Source organism: Cohnella xylanilytica, from assembly GCF_014212175.1.
In the GTDB taxonomy this organism is placed as follows: Bacteria; Bacillota; Bacilli; order Paenibacillales; family Paenibacillaceae; genus Cohnella; species Cohnella xylanilytica.
Window position 1 is genome coordinate 123,130 of the sequence record NZ_JACJVR010000064.1, and the last position, 19,571, is coordinate 142,700.

Sequence of the window (19,571 nt, forward strand, 5' to 3'; positions counted from 1 at the left end):
TTTGGCCGCCGGGAGCCGGATCGCCTCAAGTGGCTCAGGGCCTGAGGCAGTTTGGCGGATATTCGGCGGATTGGTCTAAAGTGACTCGGTGGCTGAGGTAGTTTAGCGGATATTCGGCGGATTGATCTAAAGTGACTCAGTGACTGAGGTAGATTGGCGGATATTCGGCGGAATGGCCGAAAGTGACTCCGTGGCTGAGGCAGTTTGGCAGAGATCCGGCGGATTGGCCTGCAGGCGGGCGCATTAGAAGAGGCTGTCGATGTACATAGGCCGTCTTAGCGACGGATAGGCAGGGAGTCCGGGAAATGCCGGAACCTTGCCGTCATTGGCCATACTTACAGTAAGCGGGACGACAGAGAACAAGGCAAGGGATCGGAGGACAATCACGTTGAATCGTCAAGAAGGCTCTCGGTCTTCCCGGGAACGTCCGGGAGCGAGAGGGAGCGACAAACCGCGGCTGAATTCCCGCAGCCATGGCCAAGGGAGGCCGGGCTCCAACAAGCCGGGGAGCAACGCGGCGAGAGAGGGAGCCCATGCAGGCCCCCAAGCAGGCGCAGGTGCTCAAGCAGGCCCCCAAGCAGGCGCAGGTGCCCGAGCAGGCGCGCCCAAGAAAGGCCGCCGCCCCGCCGGTCCGCGCGAAGCCGCGCTGCGCGTGCTGGAGCGGGTGGACTCGGAGGGGGCGTACAGCGGCCTCGAGCTCAACCGAGTCCTGACGGAGGCGGAGCTGTCCCGGCAGGACGCCGCGCTGGCGACGGAGATCGTCTACGGCACGATCCAGCGGCTGAACACGATCGACTACGTGCTGGGAGCCCGGGTGAAGGGCTGGCCGCGCAAGGTCGAGCCGTGGGTGCGCAGCCTGCTGCGCATGAGCTATTACCAGCTGCGCTGGCTCGATCGCGTCCCGGCGCACGCCGTCACCGACGAGGCCGTGCGCATCGCCAAGAAGCGCGGCCACGCCGGCATCGCCGGGCTCGTCAACGGCGTCCTTCGCGGTCTGCTCCGCGAAGGGGTCGCCCCGCCGCTGCCCGCCGGGCTGGACGCGGCGGAGCGCATCGCTCTCGAGCACAGCCATCCGCGCTGGCTCGTCGAGCGGTTCATCGCCGCCTACGGCCCCGAGGCGGCGGAGTCGATCTGCGCGGCGGGCAACGAGCCGCCGCACGCCTCGGCCCGCGTCAACCCGCTGCGCGCGAAGCGCGGGGAGCTGCTCGAGGCGATGGCCGCGGAGGGCATCTACGCGCGGCCGTCGCGGCTGGCGCCGGCGGGCATCGTCGCCACCCGGGCCGGCAGCCTGGCGGCGACGCCGTGGTATCGGGACGGCCGCCTCACCGTGCAGGACGAGAGCTCGATGCTCGTCGCCGCCGTCGCCGCGCCGCGGCCGGGCATGCGCGTGCTCGATTGCTGCGCCGCGCCGGGAGGCAAGTCGACCCATCTCGCGGAGCTGATGGAGGACCGGGGCGAAGTGATCGCCAACGACGTCCATCCGCACAAGGAGGCGCTCATCGCGCAGCAGGCCGAGCGGCTCGGGCTCGCCTGCGTCCGGACGACGGTGGGCGACGCGGCCGAGCTGCCGGACAAGCATCCGCCCGGCTCGATGGACGTCGTGCTGCTCGACGCTCCTTGCTCCGGCTTCGGCGTCATTCGGCGCAAGCCGGAGATCAAATGGAACAAGACCGAAGAGGATGTCGCGAGCCTGGCCGCTCTTCAGCGCCGCCTGCTCGAACAGGCGGGCAAGCTCGTTCGGCCGGGCGGCACCCTCGTGTACAGCACGTGCACGATCGCGCCGGAGGAGAACGAGGAGGCGGTGCGGCATTTTCTCGGGAGCCGTCCGGACTTTGCGCTCGACCCCGATTGGCCGGAGGAGATCTTAGCCGCCTTGCGGGAGGAGAACGCGCTGCCGGAGCCGTTCGCGGGGATGGCGCAGCTGCTTCCGCATCAATTCGGCAGCGACGGGTTCTTCATCGCCCGGATGAAGCGGCGGGAGCAGCCGGCCACCTAAGCCGGGACATGCGGGCTCGCTTCCCGGACGCGCGCCGGGACATCGGTTCGGGCGCCCGGGCGGGGCGGTCCCGAATCCGGACGATGGACGAGCCGGCGGTCCCCCTTCGGTCCGGGCAAGCCCCCCGACCCCGGCCTTCTTCCTGCTCCAAGCGCGTTATGGTAAAATAGATCGAACGGTGGTGACCTCAATGGAAAAGCAAGAAATCAAAGGTTTGGACAACAAGCTGAATTACAAACCCGACAAACCTTTCATTTACGATTACTCGCTCGAACAGCTTCAGGAGTGGGTCAAGGAGAACGGCGAGCCGGCCTTCCGCGCCGGGCAAATATTCGATTGGCTGTACGTGAAGAGGGTCGGCTCGTTCGACGAGATGTCGAACCTTCCGAAGCCGCTCCGCGACAAGCTCGCCGAGCAATTCGCCTTCGTGACGCTGACCGAGATCACGAAGCTGCAATCCAAGGACGGAACGGTCAAGTTCCTGTTCGGCCTGCACGACAACCACGCGATCGAGACGGTCATCATGCGGCACAACTACGGCAACAGCGTCTGCGTCACGACGCAGGTCGGCTGCCGCATCGGCTGCACGTTCTGCGCTTCGACGCTCGGCGGGCTGAAGCGCAACCTGACGGCCGGCGAGATCGTCGCCCAGGTCGTCCAGTCGCAGAGGCTTCTCGACGCCGATGGGGAGCGGGTATCGAGCATCGTCATCATGGGCTCCGGGGAGCCGTTCGAGAACTTCGACAACACGATGACGTTCCTGCGCCTGATGACGCACCCGAAGGGGCTCAACATCGGCCAGCGCCACATCACGGTGTCGACGAGCGGCATCGTGCCGAACATCATCCGCTTCGCGGACGAGAACACCCAGATCAACCTGGCGATCTCGATCCACGCGCCGAACGACGAGCTGCGGTCGAAGCTGATGCCGGTCAACCGGCGGTTCCCGTTCTCCGAAGTGATGGACGCGTGCCGGTACTACATCGAGAAGACGGGCCGGCGCATCACGTTCGAGTACGCGCTCATCGGCGGCGTCAACGACCGCCCGGAGCACGCGGAGGAGCTGGCGGACGTGCTGAAGGGAATGCTGTGCCACGTCAACCTGATCCCGGTCAATTACGTTCCCGAACGCGATTACGTGCGCACTCCGCGCGACGACATTTTCGAGTTCCATCGCATTCTCGAACGCAAGAAGATCAACGCGACCATTCGCCGGGAGCAAGGGCACGACATCGCGGCCGCCTGCGGGCAGCTGCGGGCGAAACATATGGAAGCGCAGGCGAGGTGACCTGTTGGTGAGAACGGCCATGCGAAGTCATGTGGGAAGAGTAAGGCAACTGAACGAAGACCTGGCCTGGATCGGCACGACCGCGAGCGGCCTCACCGCCGCGGTCGTGGCCGACGGGATGGGCGGCCATAAGGCCGGGGAAGTGGCGAGCGGACTGGCGGTGGAGAGCCTGTCCCGGTCGCTGTCCGCTTGGCGGGAAGACCTCGGCGACGAAGCGGGAGGAAGGACCAAGCTCCGCGAGCTGGTCCGCAAGGCGAACGCCACCGTCTACGAGACGGCTTCGGCCAACGAGCAGTACTCGAACATGGGAACGACCGTCGTTCTGGCCCTGCTGGACGACAGCCGGGGACTGATCGGCCACATCGGGGACAGCCGCGCCTACCGGCTGCGGGCCGGGGAGATGGAGCAGCTGACCGAAGACCATACGCTCGTCAACGAGCTCGCCAAGTCCGGCCAGCTCAGCCCCGAGGAGGCGGCCCATCATCCCCGCCGCAACGTGCTGACGCGGGCGCTCGGGACCGACAAGGAAGTCGAGCCGGACCTGAAGCTGATCGACTGGCGTCCGGGCGACCGGCTGCTGCTGTGCAGCGACGGACTCAGCAGCCTCGTCGAGGACCGTCTCATCGCGCAGACGCTGGGGGACCCGGATACCGACCTGGAGCAGACGGCGGACCGGCTGATCGCGCTGGCCCTGCTCGCCGGCGGCGACGACAACGTAACGGTAGCACTCATCGATTACGATAAGGATGCAGACGCCGCGGGAGGGGGGACGGCATGATCGGTCATACGCTCGGAGGGCGGTACGAACTGCTGGCCCGCGTCGGCGGCGGCGGCATGGCTCTCGTGTACAAGGCGAGAGACATTCTGCTGAACCGGTTCGTCGCCGTCAAGGTGCTGCGCCAGCAGTTCATGCACGACGAGGAATTCATCCGGCGGTTCCGCCGCGAAGCGCAGGCGGCCGCCTCGCTCTCCCATCCGAACATCGTCAGCATCTACGACGTCGGGCAGGAAGACGACGCGCATTATATCGTCATGGAGTACGTGGACGGCAACAACCTGAACGAGATCATTCGCGAGAGGGCCCCCCTTCAAGTCGAAGAGGCGGTCCGGATCGCTTCCCAAATATGCGACGCGCTCGACCACGCCCATCATAATCAGATCATCCATCGCGACATCAAGCCGCACAACATCCTGATCGGCAAGAACGGCCGGGTCAAAGTGACCGACTTCGGCATCGCGAGGGCGGTCACGTCGTCGACGATCACGCAGACGGGTTCGGTCGTCGGCTCGGTGCACTACTTCTCCCCGGAGCACGCCAAGGGCGTGACGACGGGCGAGAAGTCCGACATTTATTCTCTCGGCATCGTTCTCTATCAGATGCTGACGGGCCGGCTGCCGTTCCTCGGCGAGAGCCCGATCAGCGTGGCGCTGAAGCATCTCCAGGAGCCGTTCGAGGAGCCGCGTCTCGTCAACCCGCATATCCCGCAGAGCGTGGAGAACGTCATTCTTCGGGCGATGCGCAAAAACCAGCAGGAGCGTTATTCGTCCGCCAAGTCGATGCTGGCCGATCTGGAGACGTGCCTGCAGCCCCAGCGTCTGCACGAGCCCCGGGTCCAGTTCGCAAGCGACATGGACGACGACGAGGAGGAGCGGACAAGGGTCATTCCGGCGCTTAAGCCGGATATGCGGCTGTCCGGCCAGGAGACGATCGCGAAGGCCGGCGAGGGGCAGCAGCCGAAGCGGCGGGACGAGGCGGAGAACGAGGAGGAGCCGAAGCGCCGCTGGGTGCTGCCGACCGTGTTCGCGGTCATCGCGGTCGTGCTGATCGGCATTCTGATCTGGGCGGTCATGGCGCTCAAGGGGCAGCTTAGCCCGAAGGACGTGGAGATTCCGACCGTCGTCGGGATGCCGTTCGCAGACGCCAAGGCGGAGCTGGAGAAGGTCGGTCTTCACGTCGTCGAACCCCCGCCCGTGGAGCCGAGCGACACGGTGGAGAAGGATCGCGTCATCAAGCAGGATAAGCAGGACATGGCCGTCAAGGAAGGGGCCACGATCACCCTGACCGTCAGCTCGGGCGTCCAGCTGAGCCCGATGCCGAAGGTCACCGAGCAGTCGTACGACGACGCGGTCGAGATGCTGAAGAATATCGGGGTGGACGAGAGCCGCATTCACAAAAACGAGATCAACGACGTCAGCGAGATCGGAACGGTTCTCGACCAGGAGCCGAAGGCGGAGACGGACTTCGATCCGAAGAAGGCGACCGTCACGCTCACCGTCAGCAAGGGCCCCCAGTCGATCAAGATGCCGAACCTGATGGGAATGACGCTTGAGGAAGCCAAGGCCGAGATCGAGAGAAACAATTTGAAGCTTGTTGAGGTGAATAACGAGCCCAGCTACTCGACGAAGGGGCTGGTGTTCGAGCAATACCCGGCTAAGCCGGACGAACCGATCGACGTCGGCTCCGAAGTGAAGCTGTGGGTCAGCAGCGGTTATCCGGAGGAAGCGAAGGAGAGGCCATACGACGTGACGGTGTCTCCGGCCACGGAGGGAGTTACGAGCACGATCGTGATCAAGTACTCCGACGCCCGGGGCGACAACATCGAGTATAAGACGATGAAGATCAAGGAGACCAAGACCGTCCGGCTCACGCTTGTCCTCTCCCCGACCAAGGCCGGGAAGATTACGGTATACCGGGACGATCAATTCTACAGCGAGGTTCCCGTTCCTTACGAGGATGTGCCGGCGTCCGTCGAACCCGAACCGCCCGCTTCCTCGGAGCCGCCTTCCGGCGACGGAACGGTCGAAGGCGAAGGCGGCAATCCGGAAGGCGGAGCCGACGGGAACGGCGGCGACAACGGCCACGGCGAATCGGAGAACCCGCAATGACCAAAGGAGATTTGGAATGCCCGAAGGCCTGATCTACAAAGCGCTCAGCGGCTACTATTACGTCATGAACGAAGAGGGACGGCCGATTCAATGCCGGGCCCGGGGGATCTTCAAGAAAAGAGGGGAGTCCCCCCTCGTCGGGGACCGGGTCGACTACGGCGAGACGGAGAACGGCGAAGGGACGGTGGACCGGATCCTGCCCCGCTCGACGGAGCTCGTCCGGCCCCCGGTCGCCAACGCCGATCTGGCCGTGCTCGTGTTCTCGGTGCTGCGGCCGGAGCTGAACCTGCAGCTGCTCGACAAGTTCCTCGTCCACACCGAGCATGCGGGGCTCGACGCCCTGATCGTTCTGACGAAGATGGACGCGCTGGATGACGCCGAGGACGGGGATCGGGTTCGCGCGGACGTCGAAGCCGCCCGCGCTCTGTACGCTTCGATCGGGTACGAGACGATCGCGACCAGCTCGAAGAAGCGGGAGGGGCTGGACGCGCTGAGGGAACGCCTCAGCCGTCATATCAGCGTGTTCGCCGGGCAATCGGGCGTCGGGAAGTCTTCGCTCGTCAACGCGCTCGTCCCCGGCCTGGAGCTGGCGACGAACGAGATCAGCGACAAGCTCGGCCGAGGGAAGCACACGACCCGCCACGTCGAGCTGATCCGGCTGGAACACGGCGGCTACGTCGCCGACACGCCCGGCTTCAGCCAGCTCGACTTCGCGGAGCTCGGCATCGAGCAGATCGGCGACTGCTTCCGGGAGTTCCGGGAGCTGTCGGCCGGCTGCAAATTCCGCGGATGCACCCACATCCACGAGCCCGGCTGCGCGGTGCTGGCGGCCAAGGAGAGCGGCGCCATCGCCGCGAGCCGCTACGACCATTACGCGGGGTTCATGGCGGAATGGAAAGAGAATCGACGGAGGTATTAGCAGAATGACGATCATCGCACCTTCCATCCTGTCCGCGGATTTCGCCCGGCTCGGAGAGGAAGTCCGCGACGCGGAGAAGCATGGAGCCGATTGGATTCATATCGATATCATGGACGGGCAGTACGTGCCGAACCTGACGTTCGGGCCGCCGATCGTGGCGGCCATCCGGCCGTACACGAAGCTGCCGTTCGACGTTCATCTCATGGTGCATTCGCCGGAGAATCTGTTCGCGGATCTGGTCAAGGCCGGAGCGGACCGGATCACGGTGCACGCCGAGGCGTGCGTCCACCTGCACCGGACCGTGCACGCGATCCGCGAGCTCGGTCTGAAGGCCGGCGTCGCGCTGAACCCGCACACGCCGCTGTCCGTTCTCGACTACGTGCTGGACGATCTCGATCTCGTCCTGATCATGACGGTCAATCCCGGCTTCGGCGGCCAGTCGTTCATCCCGGCGATGCAGGGCAAGATCCGCGCCCTGCGCGACGAGCTGGACCGGCGCGGCCGGAGCGGCACGCACATCGAGGTCGACGGAGGCATCAACGGGGAGACGGCGGCGCTCGTCGCCCAAGCGGGCGCGAACGCGCTCGTGGCGGGCAACTACATTTTCGGCCATCCCGACCGCTCTTCCGCCATCTCGACCTTGAGGGCGAGCGCCCAAATTCGATAACCGGCCCTTCCTCCGGTATAGGACAAAGCCGCTCCCGCATACACATGAATCATCGGCGCGCGCCAGGCGGTAAACGTCGCGTTCGCGCGTATTCGGCGGGGCCGCCAAGGGACCGGAGGAGGGTGTGAGGATGAAGTTTTATACGATCAAGCTTCCTAAATTTCTGGGCGGGTTTGTCAAGGCGATCCTGAACACGTTCCAGAAGAACTGAAGCCTCCATGGAACCCGCGGTTCCCGGAGGCTCCGGCTCTGCCGGGAAGACGCTTGCACGGATAACAAAAAGCACCTGGAAGCCCAGGTGCTTTTGTCATGCGCGAAGCCGCATCCGCGTTCGGACGGGATCGTATCCGATCGTCCGGGCCGCAGGGGCGCGATGCTTCTTATACGCGGGTCACTTTGCCGGATTTCAGGGCGCGGGTGCTGACGTACACGCGCTTCGGTTTGCCGTTCACCAGAATGCGCACCTTCTGCACGTTGACCCCCCAAGAACGGCGGTTATGGTTGTTGGCGTGAGATACGTGATTGCCGGAACCGGGCTTCTTCCCCGTGATGTAACATTTGCGAGCCATTAAATCCACCTCCCTACCGAGACCTTGCAGACACTTTTACTATCATAGCATACGCCTAATAGGGTTGCAATCCGGGATTTCGGCTTCAATCCGCCGATTTTTTATAGTACAATGAGGTATGGTCCATAATACCAGCATAAAGGAGTGAATTTCCATGCCCATGCAACTGGCGACGGAGAACGGGAGAATCGACATATCGGATCAAGTGGTCGCGGTAATTGCCGGTTCGGCGGCAGTGGATTGTTATGGACTGGTCGGCATGGCTTCCCGCAAGCAATTGAAGGACGGAATCGCCGAGCTGCTCGGGCGGGAGAACCTGTCCAGGGGCGTGGAAGTGCGCCGGGAAGGCGAACAGACCCATCTGGATCTGTACGTCGTCGTCAGCTACGGAACCAAGATATCCGAAGTCGCCCACAATATCCAGTCCAAGGTGAAGTACGTGCTGGAGGAAGTCGTAGGACTTCGCGTCGACTTCGTCAATATTTATGTTCAGGGCGTACGCGTGACACGGTAGGCAACGACCGGATCTCATCCAAGAACCGACATTAACCGATCGTACCTTCGGAAGGGGAATACCATTTGAGCAAACGCAGCTTGAACGCGGCGGAATGGACGGCCATGGTGATGGCCGGAGCGGATCGACTGGCGAAGCACCAGGACCGCGTCAACGAATTGAACGTGTTCCCGGTGCCGGACGGCGATACGGGAACGAACATGAACATGACCATGTCGGCCGGAGCGGCCGAATTGAACCATAAACCGACGGACGAAGTCGGCCGCGCCGCGGAGGTGCTGGCCAAGGGGCTGCTCATGGGCGCCCGCGGCAATTCCGGCGTCATCCTGTCCCAGCTGTTCAGAGGCTTCTCCCGTTCCGTGGCCGGTCTGCGCGAACTGACCGTTCCCGCATTCGCGGCGGCTCTGCAACAAGGAGTTGACACCGCTTACAAGTCAGTGGCGAAGCCCGTCGAAGGAACGATTCTGACCGTCGCCCGGGAGGCCGCCCGCCAGGGCACGGCCGCTTCGCGGCGCACGGCGGATCTCGCCGAATGGATGAACGAAGTGCTCGCCAAGGCCGCCGAGACGCTCTCCCGCACGCCGGAGATGCTGCCGGTGCTGAAGCAGGTCGGGGTCGTCGATTCCGGCGGCCAGGGGCTCGTTTATATATATGAAGGCTTCGCGGACTACCTGGCTTCGGCGGAGGGAATCGGCGCGGGCGCGGGGGGCTATTCGCCCTACGAGACCCCGGCTTCCCGGCCGTCTCCCGGAGCCGCCCCGTCCGCCGCTAACGCCGCTTCGGCCGCGGCTTCGCCCGTTCCGGCCGCTTCCGCGGCGGATTCGAACGCCGGCCGTTCGGCCCAGTCGCGGCTCGCGACCGAATCGATCCGGTTCCCGTACGACATGGAGTTCTTCATTCGCCGGGATTCCCTCGCGGGCAAGGCTCCCTTCCCGGAAGCCGCCTTCCGCAGGACGCTCGAGAAGGACGGCGATTCGGTCATCCTGATCGACGACGGGGATATCGTGAAGGTGCACGTGCACTCCCGGCGTCCCGGCGACGTGCTGAACGCCGCGATCGTCTACGGCGAATTGACCGAGCTGCGCATCCTGAACATGCAGGACCAGCACCGCGAGCTGCTTCGCGAGAAGCCGGGAGCCGGCCCGGCGGCCGTGCTTCCGAAGCCGTACGAGGGAGAATCCCTCGGCCTCGAGGCCGCTTCGGGATTGCCCGCGGCCGTAGCCCAAGCCGAAGAGCCGGCCGCGTCTGCGGCTTCGATCCGGGAGCCGGCGCCGGCCAATCCGTACGCGTACGAGATGGCGCCGTTCGGGATCGTCGCGGTGAGCGTCGGCAAGGGCAACGAGGAGCTGCTGCGCAGCCTCGGGGTCGACGCGGTTATCTCCGGCGGGCAGAGCATGAACCCGAGCACCGAGGACCTGGTGAAGGCGATCGGGACGCTGGCGGTGGAGCACGTGTTCATCCTGCCGAACAACCCGAACATCCAGATGGCCGCCAAGCAGGCGGCGGAGCTGGCGGAGCGCCCGGCGACGGTCATCCCTTCGACCAGCATTCCGCAAGGGATGGCGGCGCTGCTCGCCTTCCGCGAGGAGGATTCGGCCGAGGCCAACGCGGAGCGCATGCTGAAGGCGATCGAGCGGGTGTCGACGGGGCAGCTGACGAAGGCGGTCCGGGATACGCGCATCGACGGCCTGGACATCAAGGACGGCCAATATATCGGCATCCTGAACAAGGCGATCGTCGCCGCCGAGGACGGCGTCGAGGAAGCCGCCCGGACCTTGCTGGCCAAGATGATGGAGGCCGGGGACGAGCTCGTCATGATCCTGACGGGGGAAGGGGCCGATCCGGCCTGCACGGGAGCGCTGCTCGCCTGGCTGGACGAGAAGTATCCGGAGGCCGAAGTCGAGGTGCATGAAGGCGGACAGCCGCTGTACCCGTATTGGTTCATGGTGGAACAGAATTGATCCGGGCATCCGGACGAATAGAGAACGGAGGCATGCCCATGAGTTCGATCGCGATCGTGACGGACAGCACCGCCGATATTCCCCGGGAAGTCCGGGAGAGGCTCGGCATCGAGATGGTGCCCCTGCGCGTTCATATCGGCGGCGAGGAATACCTCGACAACGTGACGCTGCAGCCGGCGGAATTTTACGAGAAGCTGCGCCAATCGGCGACGCTGCCGAAGACGTCCCAGCCGTCTCCTTCGGACTTTTACGAGATTTTTAAACGTCATACGGACGAAGGACGAGCCGTCATCTCGATTCATCTGTCCTCGGCCATGAGCGGCACGTACCAGTCGGCCTTGCTGGCCCAGTCGATGCTGGAAGGCGAAGGCGACGTGACGGTCGTCGACTCCAAGTCGGCGTCCTACGGCTACGGCATGATGGTCGTCCTGGCCGCCGAGCTGGCCCGCCAGGGCGTCGGCCGGGACGAGATTCTGGAGCGGATCGGGCGCCTGAAGCGGGAGACGAAGCTTTATTTTCTCGTGGACACGCTCGAATACTTGCACAAGGGCGGCCGCATCGGCCGGGCGTCGGCTCTGTTCGGCACGCTGCTGAACATCAAGCCGATTCTGACCATCGACGACGAAGGCTATGTCAACGCGCTGGACAAGGTGAGAGGGCAGAAGCGGGCGTACGCCCGCATCGTCGAGCTGCTGGAAGCGGACTTCGGCTCAGGCCCCGTCGACATGTCGGCCGTCGTGACGCCCGGCCGGACCGAGATGGCGGACGAATTGATCGCCGTACTGAAGGAGCGGTTCCAGGTTCGCGAATACAACCGTTCGGAGATCGGCCCCGTCATCGGCACGCATGCCGGCCCCGGCACGGTGGGGATCTTCTTCTCCCCGGCGGCGCGGCGATAGGCAGCATGGAGAGGTTGATAGCGCATGACGACAGACTTGTTCGCTATCCCCGTAGAGAAACTCCGAGGCGTGAGCACCCAGAAGGCGGGGGAGCTTCACGCCTTGGGCATTTCATCGGTCGGGGATCTGATCGACTATTATCCGTTCCGGTACGAGGATTACCGGATCCGCGCGCTTCACGAGGTGAAGGACGGGGATAAGATCACGGTGCAGGGCACGATCTCTTCGGCGGCCTCCCTGCAGCGGTACGGCCGCACGGCCCGGCTGCTGTGCCGGGTCACCGTGGAAGGCCTCCTGATTACGGCCGTCTGGTTCAATCGGGCGTTCCTGAAGGATCAGCTCGAGCTCGGCCGGGAGATCACGATGACGGGCAAGTGGGATCAGCGCCGCAGGCAGCTGACGGTGGCGGAGTCGGAATTCCCGGACCGCGGGGGCGCCAAGACGGGGACGCTGCAGCCGGTCTATTCGGTCGGGGGCAGCCTGACCCAGGCCTGGATGCGCAAGAAGATCGACGAGGCGCTGAACCAGTACGGCGCGATGATCCCCGAGCTGCTGCCGGCGGAGCTGCTGAACCGGCACGGGCTTATCCCGCGGCGCGAGGCGGTCATGCGGCTGCACCGGCCGGAGAACACGAAGGAGGGGCAGGAGGCCCGGCGCCGGATGGTGTACGAGGAGCTGTTCCTGTTCGAGCTGAAGCTGCAGGCCTACCGCGCGGCGAACCGGAAGCAGCCGGACGGCATCGCCCACCCGGTGAACAGCGAGGAGGTCCGCGCCTTTGTGGCGGCGCTGCCGTTCGAGCTGACCGACGCGCAGAAGCAGGTCATCAACGAGATTACGTACGATATGAAAAGACCGTATTCGATGAACCGCCTGCTCCAGGGCGACGTCGGCTCGGGCAAGACGGTCGTGTCCGCGGTCGCGCTGTACATGACCGTAAGGGCCGGCTACCAGGGAGCGCTTATGGTGCCGACGGAGATTCTCGCCGAGCAGCACGCCCGTTCGCTCGGCAAGCTGTTCGAGCCGTACGGCATTCAGGTGGGGCTGCTGACCGGCAGCCTGACCGACCGCAAGCGGAAGGACGTCCTGGCCGCGCTGCAGATGGGGCTGATCGACATCGTGATCGGCACCCACGCGCTTATCCAGGACGACGTCGTCTTCCGGCGGCTCGGGCTCGTCGTGACGGACGAGCAGCACCGGTTCGGGGTGAACCAGCGGAGCATCCTGCGCAAGAAGGGGCTGAACCCGGACGTGCTGTCCATGACGGCGACGCCGATTCCGCGGACGCTCGCGATCACGGTGTTCGGAGACATGGACGTCTCCACGATCCAGGAGCGGCCGAAGGGGCGCAAGCCGATCAAGACGTATTGGGTGAAGCACGAGATGATGGACCGGGTGCTCGGGTTCATCCGGCGGGAGGCGGAGCTCGGCCACCAGACGTTCTTCATCTGCCCGCTCATCGAGGAATCCGAGAAGCTCGACGTGCAGAACGCCATCGATCTTCACGCCGAGCTGAGGCTGGCGATGCCGGAGCTTGCGATCGGGCTGCTGCACGGGCGGATGACGCCCGCGGAGAAGGACGAGGCGATGGGCGACTTCGCGGCCGGCAAGACGACCGTTCTCGTCTCCACGACGGTTATCGAGGTCGGGGTGGACGTGCCGAACGCGACGCTGATGATCGTCATGGACGCCGAGCGGTTCGGGCTGTCCCAGCTGCACCAGCTGCGGGGAAGGGTAGGCCGGAGCGACCTTCAATCGTACTGCGTCCTGATCGCGGATCCGAAGACGGAGAACGGGCAGGAGCGGATGAAGGCGATGACGGATACCGACGACGGCTTCGAGATCGCCAGACGCGACCTGGAGCTGCGCGGGCCCGGGGAATTCTTCGGCACGAAGCAGAGCGGGGTGCCGGAGTTCAAGGTCGCCAACCTGATGGAGGATTTCGCCGTGCTGGAGCAGGCGAGGGACGACGCCGCCGAGCTGACGGCGCGGCCGGAGTTCTGGACGTCCCCCGGATACGAGGGGCTGCGAAGTTATCTGCGGCGGGAAACGACGCTCGAGGGCGAGCCGCTCGATTGATTTGGGGGTCATCATCCGTCCCGGTCCGGCATAGGATAATCGAGATTATGCCGAAGGGACGTGGGACGCTAATGAGCTGGCAGAAATTCGGCATCAGGCCGGATCTCGTCGAGCGCGTCAAATTCAAGCTCAAGAATCCGTCGACCAAGGAGAAGTTCAAGCAGCTGCTCGACGGGGCGACCAAATACGATCTTCAAGACCGCGTCAAAGTCCGAAAGTGGGTGAAGTCGGCCTCGCGCATTCTGAACGAGCCGCTGACCGATATTCAGGAAGAGCAGATCGTCAGCTTCGTCATCGCGCAGAGGATCGATCCGAAGAACACGTTCCACCTGCTGAAGCTGTGGGCGATGTTCCGTTAGCGCTCCGTCCGGAGCGCTTTTTTCTCTACCCGTTCGCCTTCTCCAGGCACGCCGGCACGTCGTTCGCCACGTTGCCGACGAGCCGCCCGACCTCGTACGCTTCCATCTCTTCCGCCGGATACGGCGCGAGAAGCCCGGCGAGCTTCGCCGGCTCCCGCACCCGGCGGTCGAGCCACAGGTCCTCGTCTTCCTTCCTCAGAATGACCGGCATCCGGTCGTGAATGTCCGCCATGAGCCGGTTCGGCTCCGTCGTCAGAACGGCGCACGTGTGCAGCCGGTCGCCGTCCGGCGACGTCCACGTCTCGTACAAGCCGGCGAGGCTGAACAGCCCGCCCCCGCGAAGCGTGATGCGGAACGGCCGGCTCGGCCCGCCCGCGATCTTCTTCCATTCGTAGAAGCCGTCGGCCGGGATCAGGCACCGCTTGGTCCGGTACGCGTTCCGGTAAGCGGGCCGCTCCTCCAGCGTCTCGGCGCGCGCGTTGATCATGCGATTGCCGATCTTCGGGTCGTCCGCCCAAGGCGGGACGAGCCCCCATCTCAGCATCCCCAGCCTGCGTCCCTCGGCGCCCGCGATCACGGCCGGCACCATCTGCCCCGGGGCGATATTGTAGCGCGGCTGGTACTCGGCGGACATGTTCTCGGCTTCGTACCGGGCCAGCAGCTCCTCGAGCGTCACCGTAATCGTATACCTTCCGCACATCCCGCTTCTCTCCTTCCGAAGGACGGCCATTCCTTCCGTTTGGCTTCATTATACCGCATCTTCCCCCGCAAAAATGAGCGATTGACCTAGAGGATTGTCCAATCGACGGGACGAGGAAGGACATACGATGTATCATCTTCACGCAGAAGGAGGTGAACACGGTGGGCAGATTTTTGGATTTGCGGAGCTCGATGAACTCCAGCATCACCGGCGCTCCCAACACCCCCCTGACGACGACTCCCGTGCTGTTCGGCGTTATCGGCCTGCAGACGGACAACGTCGCCAACAAAGTCATTACTCTCACCGGCATGGTGGGCATCAGCGACCCGATCGTCGGCAACACGTTCACCATCCAAATCCTCCGCGGCACGACGACCTACAGCCCGGCCAACGTTATCTACACCGCCACGTTGGGCGTTCGCGTGTCGTTATTCTCGGATATCTACACCTTCACCGCGCAAGACCTGCTTGCGCCCGCCGCGGCAGAAACGATTTACTCGGCGTTTATTTTCGGCGGCCCTCTGATCGTGCTGAGCGGGGTGCGTACCGGTCCCGAAGTGTTCTGGGGAATCGCGTCGCAAGGCGCGCCGTAATCGCGATAACGGGAATACGATTTTTTTTCGCGCCAAGCCGGCGGGGAACCTTCGGGGTTCTCCGCCGGCTTTTTGTCGCGTCGCAAGGCGGACGGCACGGTGCACCTGTCCAATCGGAACGTTCCCGCGCGGCATAGACTGGGACAGAGTTTATTGTCTAAGGGCGAAGGAGGAGCGCCGTGATCACCGTCAGCTTGTGCATGATCGTCAAGAACGAGGAAGAGGTGCTGGCCCGATGTCTCGACTCGGTCCGCGACCTGGTGGACGAGATCGTGATCGTGGATACCGGGTCGACCGACGGGACGAAGGAGATCGCTTCCCGTTACACCGATCGCATTTACGATTTCGAATGGATTTACGATTTCGCGGCCGCCCGCAACTATTCGTTCTCGCTCGCGACCCAGGACTACATCCTGTGGCTGGACGCCGACGACCGGCTGCGGGAGAGAGACCGGAAGCTGTTCGCGTCGCTGAAGGAGACGCTCGACCCGGCGGTCGATTCGGTGGCGATGGAATATCACTTGCTGCTCGACGCGGAGGGCAATCCGGCCGCGATGTCCCGGCGGAACCGGCTCGTCAAGCGCAGCCGGGGTTACCGGTGGCATAATCCGATCCACGAATATCTGGAAGTGAACGGCAACGTTTATTTGACCGACATCGCGGTGACCCACGACCGCAAGGGAAGCCATTCCGCGCGGAACCTCGACATCTTCCAGAGAATGATGGAGCGGGACGGAGGCTTGTTCGGCCGCAACCTGCTGTACTACGGCAACGAGCTGGCCGATTCGCAGAGATATGCGGAAGCGGCCGAGATTTACGAGAAGTTCCTGAGCCAGCCCGTCGAATATTTCGAGGACCATCTGCTCGCCTGCTCGAAGCTGGCGGAATGCCGCCACCATCTCGGCGACATGGAAGGCAAGCTGCGTAGCCTCGTCCGGACGATGGAATACGACATTCCGCGCGCCGACTTCTGCTGCGCGATCGGCTACTGCTACCAGGACCGCGGGGAGATCCGGAAGGCGATCTTCTGGTACGAACTCGCCCTCCGGCTGGAGAAGCCGCTGCACCACTTCGGCATTCTGAACCTTATCTGCTGGACCTGGCTGCCGCATCTGCAGCTGTGCATCTGCTACGGACTGCTCGGAGAGCTGGAGAGAGCCTACGAGCACAACGAGAAGGCGCTGGAATTTTTGCCCCGCGACCCGAACCTGCTCTCCAACCGGGCCAAGCTTCTGGAAGCCATGGGGGAAGGGGGAGGGCCGGGTTGACCACGAGCATCGTCATCGTGACGCACAATCAGCTCGCCGTCACCAAGCGCTGCATCGAGAGCATTCGCCGGCATACGGCCGAGGGCAGCTACGAGCTGATCGTCGTCGACAACGCTTCGGCGGACGGCACGGCGAAGTGGCTGAAGGAGCAGCCCGACGTCCGGCTCGTCGAGACGGGAACCAACGCGGGGTACGCCAGAGGGTGCAACGCGGGAGCGGCGGCCGCTTCGGGGGACCGCATCCTGCTTCTCAACAACGATACGGCGGTCACGCCCCGCTGGCTCGAGCAGCTGACGCGGGCGCTGGACAGCGGGGACGACGTCGCCGCCGTCGGGCCGGTCACGAACTACGCGGGATACGGGCAGACGGTGGAGGCGACGTACCGGACTCCGGAAGAGCTGGAGAGGTTCGCGGAGGCTTACAACGTATCGACCCCTTCCCTGTGGGAAGAGAGGCTGAAGCTGATCGGCTTCTGCCTGCTCGTCTCCCGCCGCGCCTGGGAGGCCGTAGGCCCTCTGGACGAGGCTTACGGCATCGGCAACTACGAGGACGACGACTGGTGCCTGCGCGCGCGGCGGTTCGGATACCGCCTGCTGCTGTGCAAGGATACGTTCGTTCACCACGAAGGAAGCGCGACGTTCCGGGACCGCCAGGAGCTGCACCGCAAGCTGATGCACGACAACGCGATCGTGTTCCAGCGCAAGTGGGGGTTCCATCCGGCGATCGCCACCAACATCCGGACGGACGTGCTGGACTCGCTGGAGCCGGCCGTGAAGGGCAAGAAGGGCCTCAAGGTGCTGGAGATCAGCTGCGGCTGCGGGGGAACCCTGCTCGAGCTGCGCAACCGGCACCCGGACTTCCGGCTGTTCGGCTTCGAGGCGAACGACGCCGCCGCGGGAATCGCCCGCGGCATCGCCGAGAGAGTCTGGACGGCAGCGGATCCCTCGCTGTGGGACGAAGAAGGGGACGGCTACGACGCCGTGCTGCTGCACGACGTCTTCCCGACCGCGCTGCCTTCCGAGGCGATGTCCGCGCTAGAGACGCTGCTGCGCCCGGGAGGGGTCGTCGTGGCGACGGTGCCGAACCGGCTGAACGCGGCCCACGTGAAGGCGTTCCTGTCCCCGGTCAGCCGGCTGAAGCCGGGATCGATGCTGTCGGAGGCCGAGACGAAGCGGCGGCTCGAGGAGCACGGCTATACCGACGTCGCCGTCGAGAAGCTGGCGGGGGAGATCGATGAGGAGGCGGTCGAGGCGCTGACGAAGATCGCGGGCCGCGACCGGAAGGACGACTTCGCGGTGCTGTATTTCGTCGCGAGGGCCGTCCGGAGACAGGAGGAGGAGAACGCGTTGCCGCTGAACTTCCTGCGCAAGAAGACGCCGCCGGCCGCGGACGCCGCCCCGACGTCCGAAGCGGGCGGGAAGAAGGGGGCGGACGCGGATACGGGAGACGGGCCGGCCGGCGCCGGAGTCGCTCCGGGGGAGTCCCCGGCCGCGCCGCCGCCGATTCTCGCGGACCTCCCGGCGCCCCAGAACGACGCCGTCTTCACGGGCGAGCGTCTGATTCTCAACAACGCCGTGCTCGGCAGCCATCCCGACGTCTATGCGGAGCACGTCTACCGCTACCGGCTGGCGCAGCCGTACTGCGTCGGCAAGCGGGTGCTCGATGCCGCGAGCGGATCGGGCTTCGGCACCCGCATGCTGAAGGACGCGGGAGCCGCGGAGGTCGAAGGCGTCGACATCGACGCCGAATCGGTGCGGCTCGCGAACCGGGATTACGCGGCCCCGGGAATCTCGTTCCGGGTCGGCGACGTCCTTCGGCTCCCGTTCCCGAACGAATCGTTCGACGTCGTCGTCACGTTCGAGACGATCGAGCACGTGCCCGACGGCGCGCAGTGGCTGCGCGAAGCCGCCCGCGTCCTGAAGCCCGGCGGCCGCCTGATCGTGTCCACTCCGAACCGCGAGGTAACCAACCCGGGCGTCCCGTTCGGCGGCAAGGTGTTCAATCCGTATCACTGCTTCGAATACTCGCTGAACGAATTCGTCGGGGAGCTGACGCTGCTCTACGACCTCGAAGGCGTGTACGGGCAGTCGTTCGTCGGCCCGAACGGAGCCGTGGCGCCCCAATGGGCGGACGTCGCCGCAGCCCTCGGGCCGGTTCCGACCGACATTCCGGGCATGCATCCGGAGCACGCGAGGTACTTCGCCCCGGCGCCGCTCGGCCGCATGAAGAACGCGAAGCCGGCGTACGCGGTCGCCGTCTGCCGCAAAAAATAACGCAAACGCCGGCAAGCGGCGGACGGAGGTGTCTCGTATGCCGGATCCATCGTTCTGGCGCGGCAAAAAGGTGTTCGTGACCGGCCATACCGGGTTCATGGGAAGCTGGCTGAGCCTGTGGCTCGCGGAGCTGGGCGCGGAGCTGTTCGGCTACGGCCTGGGGGAGCCGACCTCGCCCGCCCTCTATTCGCTCTGCGGGCTGGATCGGGCGTTCCCCTCGGCGACCGGGGACATTCGCGACGGCGCGCGGCTGTCGGCGTCGATGGCCGCCTTCGGCCCGGACGTCGTCTTCCATCTGGCCGGGCAGCCGCATGTAGCCGCCGGCTACGAGCGGCCGGCGGAGACGTTCGAGGCGAACGCGGTCGGCACGGCGCGGACGCTGGACGCGGTATTGGCCTCCGGGACGGTTCGGGCGGTCGTCGTCGTCACCTCGGACCGCTGCTACGCGGACCCGGAAGGCGGCGAGAGCTTGCGCGAGGGCGACCCGCTCGGCGGAGCGGACCCGTACTCGGCGAGCGCGGCCTGCGCGGAGCTCGTGGCGGCGGCGTACCGCCGCTCCTTCTTCGGCGCCGGGAGCGGGCGTCCGGCGGCCGTCGCGACGGC

18 protein-coding genes are annotated in these 19,571 nt (G+C 65.0%); 16 read left to right on the plus strand and 2 right to left on the minus strand.

The window, feature by feature from the left end; translation table 11 throughout:
- Nucleotides 1-388: 388 nt before the first annotated feature.
- The 7 genes from rsmB to spoVM all read left to right on the plus strand — a co-directional run bounded on the left by rsmB (nt 389) and on the right by spoVM (nt 7,967).
- Nucleotides 389-1,996: a 16S rRNA (cytosine(967)-C(5))-methyltransferase RsmB gene (gene rsmB, locus H7B90_RS17005; protein ID WP_246578408.1), complete on the plus strand. Its 1,608-nt coding sequence runs from the start codon at nt 389-391 to the stop codon at nt 1,994-1,996.
- Nucleotides 1,997-2,186: 190 nt separating this feature from the next.
- Nucleotides 2,187-3,284 carry a dual-specificity RNA methyltransferase RlmN gene (rlmN, locus tag H7B90_RS17010; RefSeq protein WP_185137082.1) on the plus strand — a complete coding sequence of 366 codons (1,098 nt, stop codon included), beginning with the start codon at nt 2,187-2,189 and terminating at the stop codon, nt 3,282-3,284.
- A 19-nt stretch (nt 3,285-3,303) separates the two neighbouring features.
- Nucleotides 3,304-4,062, plus strand: coding sequence for a Stp1/IreP family PP2C-type Ser/Thr phosphatase (locus H7B90_RS17015; protein WP_246578409.1), 759 nt, complete (start codon nt 3,304-3,306; stop codon nt 4,060-4,062).
- The gene (gene pknB / locus H7B90_RS17020) at nt 4,059-6,170 is read left to right on the plus strand and encodes a Stk1 family PASTA domain-containing Ser/Thr kinase (protein WP_185137084.1); all 2,112 of its coding nucleotides are present in this window, start codon (nt 4,059-4,061) and stop codon (nt 6,168-6,170) included. The genes H7B90_RS17015 and pknB overlap by 4 nt, the downstream gene beginning before the upstream one ends.
- A gap of 16 nt (nt 6,171-6,186) precedes the next feature.
- Nucleotides 6,187-7,089: a ribosome small subunit-dependent GTPase A gene (rsgA, locus tag H7B90_RS17025; protein ID WP_185137085.1), complete on the plus strand. Its 903-nt coding sequence runs from the start codon at nt 6,187-6,189 to the stop codon at nt 7,087-7,089.
- A 4-nt stretch (nt 7,090-7,093) separates the two neighbouring features.
- On the plus strand, nt 7,094-7,756 hold the full coding sequence (gene rpe, locus H7B90_RS17030) for a ribulose-phosphate 3-epimerase (RefSeq protein WP_185137086.1): 663 nt from the start codon (nt 7,094-7,096) through the stop codon (nt 7,754-7,756).
- 130 nt (nt 7,757-7,886) lie between these two features.
- Entirely contained in the window at nt 7,887-7,967 is an 81-nt protein-coding gene (gene spoVM, locus H7B90_RS17035; protein ID WP_010345573.1) for a stage V sporulation protein SpoVM, read from the plus strand.
- Nucleotides 7,968-8,136: 169 nt separating this feature from the next.
- Here spoVM and rpmB read toward each other — a convergent pair whose 3' ends face one another.
- On the minus strand, nt 8,137-8,325 hold the full coding sequence (gene rpmB, locus H7B90_RS17040) for a 50S ribosomal protein L28 (protein ID WP_185137087.1): 189 nt from the start codon (nt 8,323-8,325) through the stop codon (nt 8,137-8,139).
- Nucleotides 8,326-8,479: 154 nt separating this feature from the next.
- Here rpmB and H7B90_RS17045 point away from each other — a divergent pair, with 154 nt between their 5' ends.
- From H7B90_RS17045 to H7B90_RS17065, 5 genes are all read left to right on the plus strand, one after another.
- Nucleotides 8,480-8,839, plus strand: coding sequence for an Asp23/Gls24 family envelope stress response protein (locus H7B90_RS17045; protein WP_185137088.1), 360 nt, complete (start codon nt 8,480-8,482; stop codon nt 8,837-8,839).
- Nucleotides 8,840-8,904: 65 nt separating this feature from the next.
- On the plus strand, nt 8,905-10,800 hold the full coding sequence (locus tag H7B90_RS17050; protein ID WP_185137089.1) for a fatty acid kinase ATP-binding subunit FakA: 1,896 nt from the start codon (nt 8,905-8,907) through the stop codon (nt 10,798-10,800).
- A gap of 38 nt (nt 10,801-10,838) precedes the next feature.
- Complete coding sequence (locus tag H7B90_RS17055) at nt 10,839-11,699, plus strand: fatty acid kinase binding subunit FakB (protein ID WP_185137090.1); 861 nt, start codon at nt 10,839-10,841, stop codon at nt 11,697-11,699.
- A 24-nt stretch (nt 11,700-11,723) separates the two neighbouring features.
- Nucleotides 11,724-13,775, plus strand: a complete 2,052-nt coding sequence (gene recG, locus H7B90_RS17060; RefSeq protein WP_185137091.1) for an ATP-dependent DNA helicase RecG — start codon at nt 11,724-11,726, stop codon at nt 13,773-13,775.
- Between the two features lie 71 nt (nt 13,776-13,846).
- Nucleotides 13,847-14,134 carry a stage VI sporulation protein F gene (locus tag H7B90_RS17065; RefSeq protein WP_185137108.1) on the plus strand — a complete coding sequence of 96 codons (288 nt, stop codon included), beginning with the start codon at nt 13,847-13,849 and terminating at the stop codon, nt 14,132-14,134.
- A gap of 25 nt (nt 14,135-14,159) precedes the next feature.
- Here the strand turns inward: H7B90_RS17065 and H7B90_RS17070 are convergent, their stop codons facing one another.
- Nucleotides 14,160-14,834 carry an SOS response-associated peptidase gene (locus H7B90_RS17070; RefSeq protein ID WP_185137092.1) on the minus strand — a complete coding sequence of 225 codons (675 nt, stop codon included), beginning with the start codon at nt 14,832-14,834 and terminating at the stop codon, nt 14,160-14,162.
- 161 nt (nt 14,835-14,995) lie between these two features.
- Here H7B90_RS17070 and H7B90_RS17075 point away from each other — a divergent pair, with 161 nt between their 5' ends.
- The 4 genes from H7B90_RS17075 to H7B90_RS17090 form a co-directional block, all read left to right on the plus strand.
- Entirely contained in the window at nt 14,996-15,427 is a 432-nt protein-coding gene (locus H7B90_RS17075) for a hypothetical protein (protein ID WP_185137093.1), read from the plus strand.
- A gap of 179 nt (nt 15,428-15,606) precedes the next feature.
- Entirely contained in the window at nt 15,607-16,695 is a 1,089-nt protein-coding gene (locus tag H7B90_RS17080) for a glycosyltransferase (RefSeq protein WP_212959269.1), read from the plus strand.
- Nucleotides 16,692-18,968 carry a methyltransferase domain-containing protein gene (locus H7B90_RS17085; protein ID WP_185137094.1) on the plus strand — a complete coding sequence of 759 codons (2,277 nt, stop codon included), beginning with the start codon at nt 16,692-16,694 and terminating at the stop codon, nt 18,966-18,968. The genes H7B90_RS17080 and H7B90_RS17085 overlap by 4 nt, the downstream gene beginning before the upstream one ends.
- A 37-nt stretch (nt 18,969-19,005) precedes the next feature.
- A partial coding sequence (locus tag H7B90_RS17090) for an NAD-dependent epimerase/dehydratase family protein (protein WP_185137095.1) occupies nt 19,006-19,571 on the plus strand: 566 nt, incomplete at its 3' end.

Coding starts and splice junctions, on each gene's coding strand:
- spoVM (WP_010345573.1), top strand. CDS start 7,887: ATGAAGTTTTATACGATCAAGCTTCCTAAATTTCTGGGCGGGTTTGTC.
- H7B90_RS17065 (WP_185137108.1), top strand. CDS start 13,847: ATGAGCTGGCAGAAATTCGGCATCAGGCCGGATCTCGTCGAGCGCGTC.
- recG (WP_185137091.1), top strand. CDS start 11,724: ATGACGACAGACTTGTTCGCTATCCCCGTAGAGAAACTCCGAGGCGTG.
- H7B90_RS17055 (WP_185137090.1), top strand. CDS start 10,839: ATGAGTTCGATCGCGATCGTGACGGACAGCACCGCCGATATTCCCCGG.
- H7B90_RS17045 (WP_185137088.1), top strand. CDS start 8,480: ATGCCCATGCAACTGGCGACGGAGAACGGGAGAATCGACATATCGGAT.
- pknB (WP_185137084.1), top strand. CDS start 4,059: ATGATCGGTCATACGCTCGGAGGGCGGTACGAACTGCTGGCCCGCGTC.
- rlmN (WP_185137082.1), top strand. CDS start 2,187: ATGGAAAAGCAAGAAATCAAAGGTTTGGACAACAAGCTGAATTACAAA.
- H7B90_RS17015 (WP_246578409.1), top strand. CDS start 3,304: ATGCGAAGTCATGTGGGAAGAGTAAGGCAACTGAACGAAGACCTGGCC.
- H7B90_RS17070 (WP_185137092.1), bottom strand. CDS start 14,834: ATGTGCGGAAGGTATACGATTACGGTGACGCTCGAGGAGCTGCTGGCC.
- rpmB (WP_185137087.1), bottom strand. CDS start 8,325: ATGGCTCGCAAATGTTACATCACGGGGAAGAAGCCCGGTTCCGGCAAT.
- rpe (WP_185137086.1), top strand. CDS start 7,094: ATGACGATCATCGCACCTTCCATCCTGTCCGCGGATTTCGCCCGGCTC.
- rsgA (WP_185137085.1), top strand. CDS start 6,187: ATGCCCGAAGGCCTGATCTACAAAGCGCTCAGCGGCTACTATTACGTC.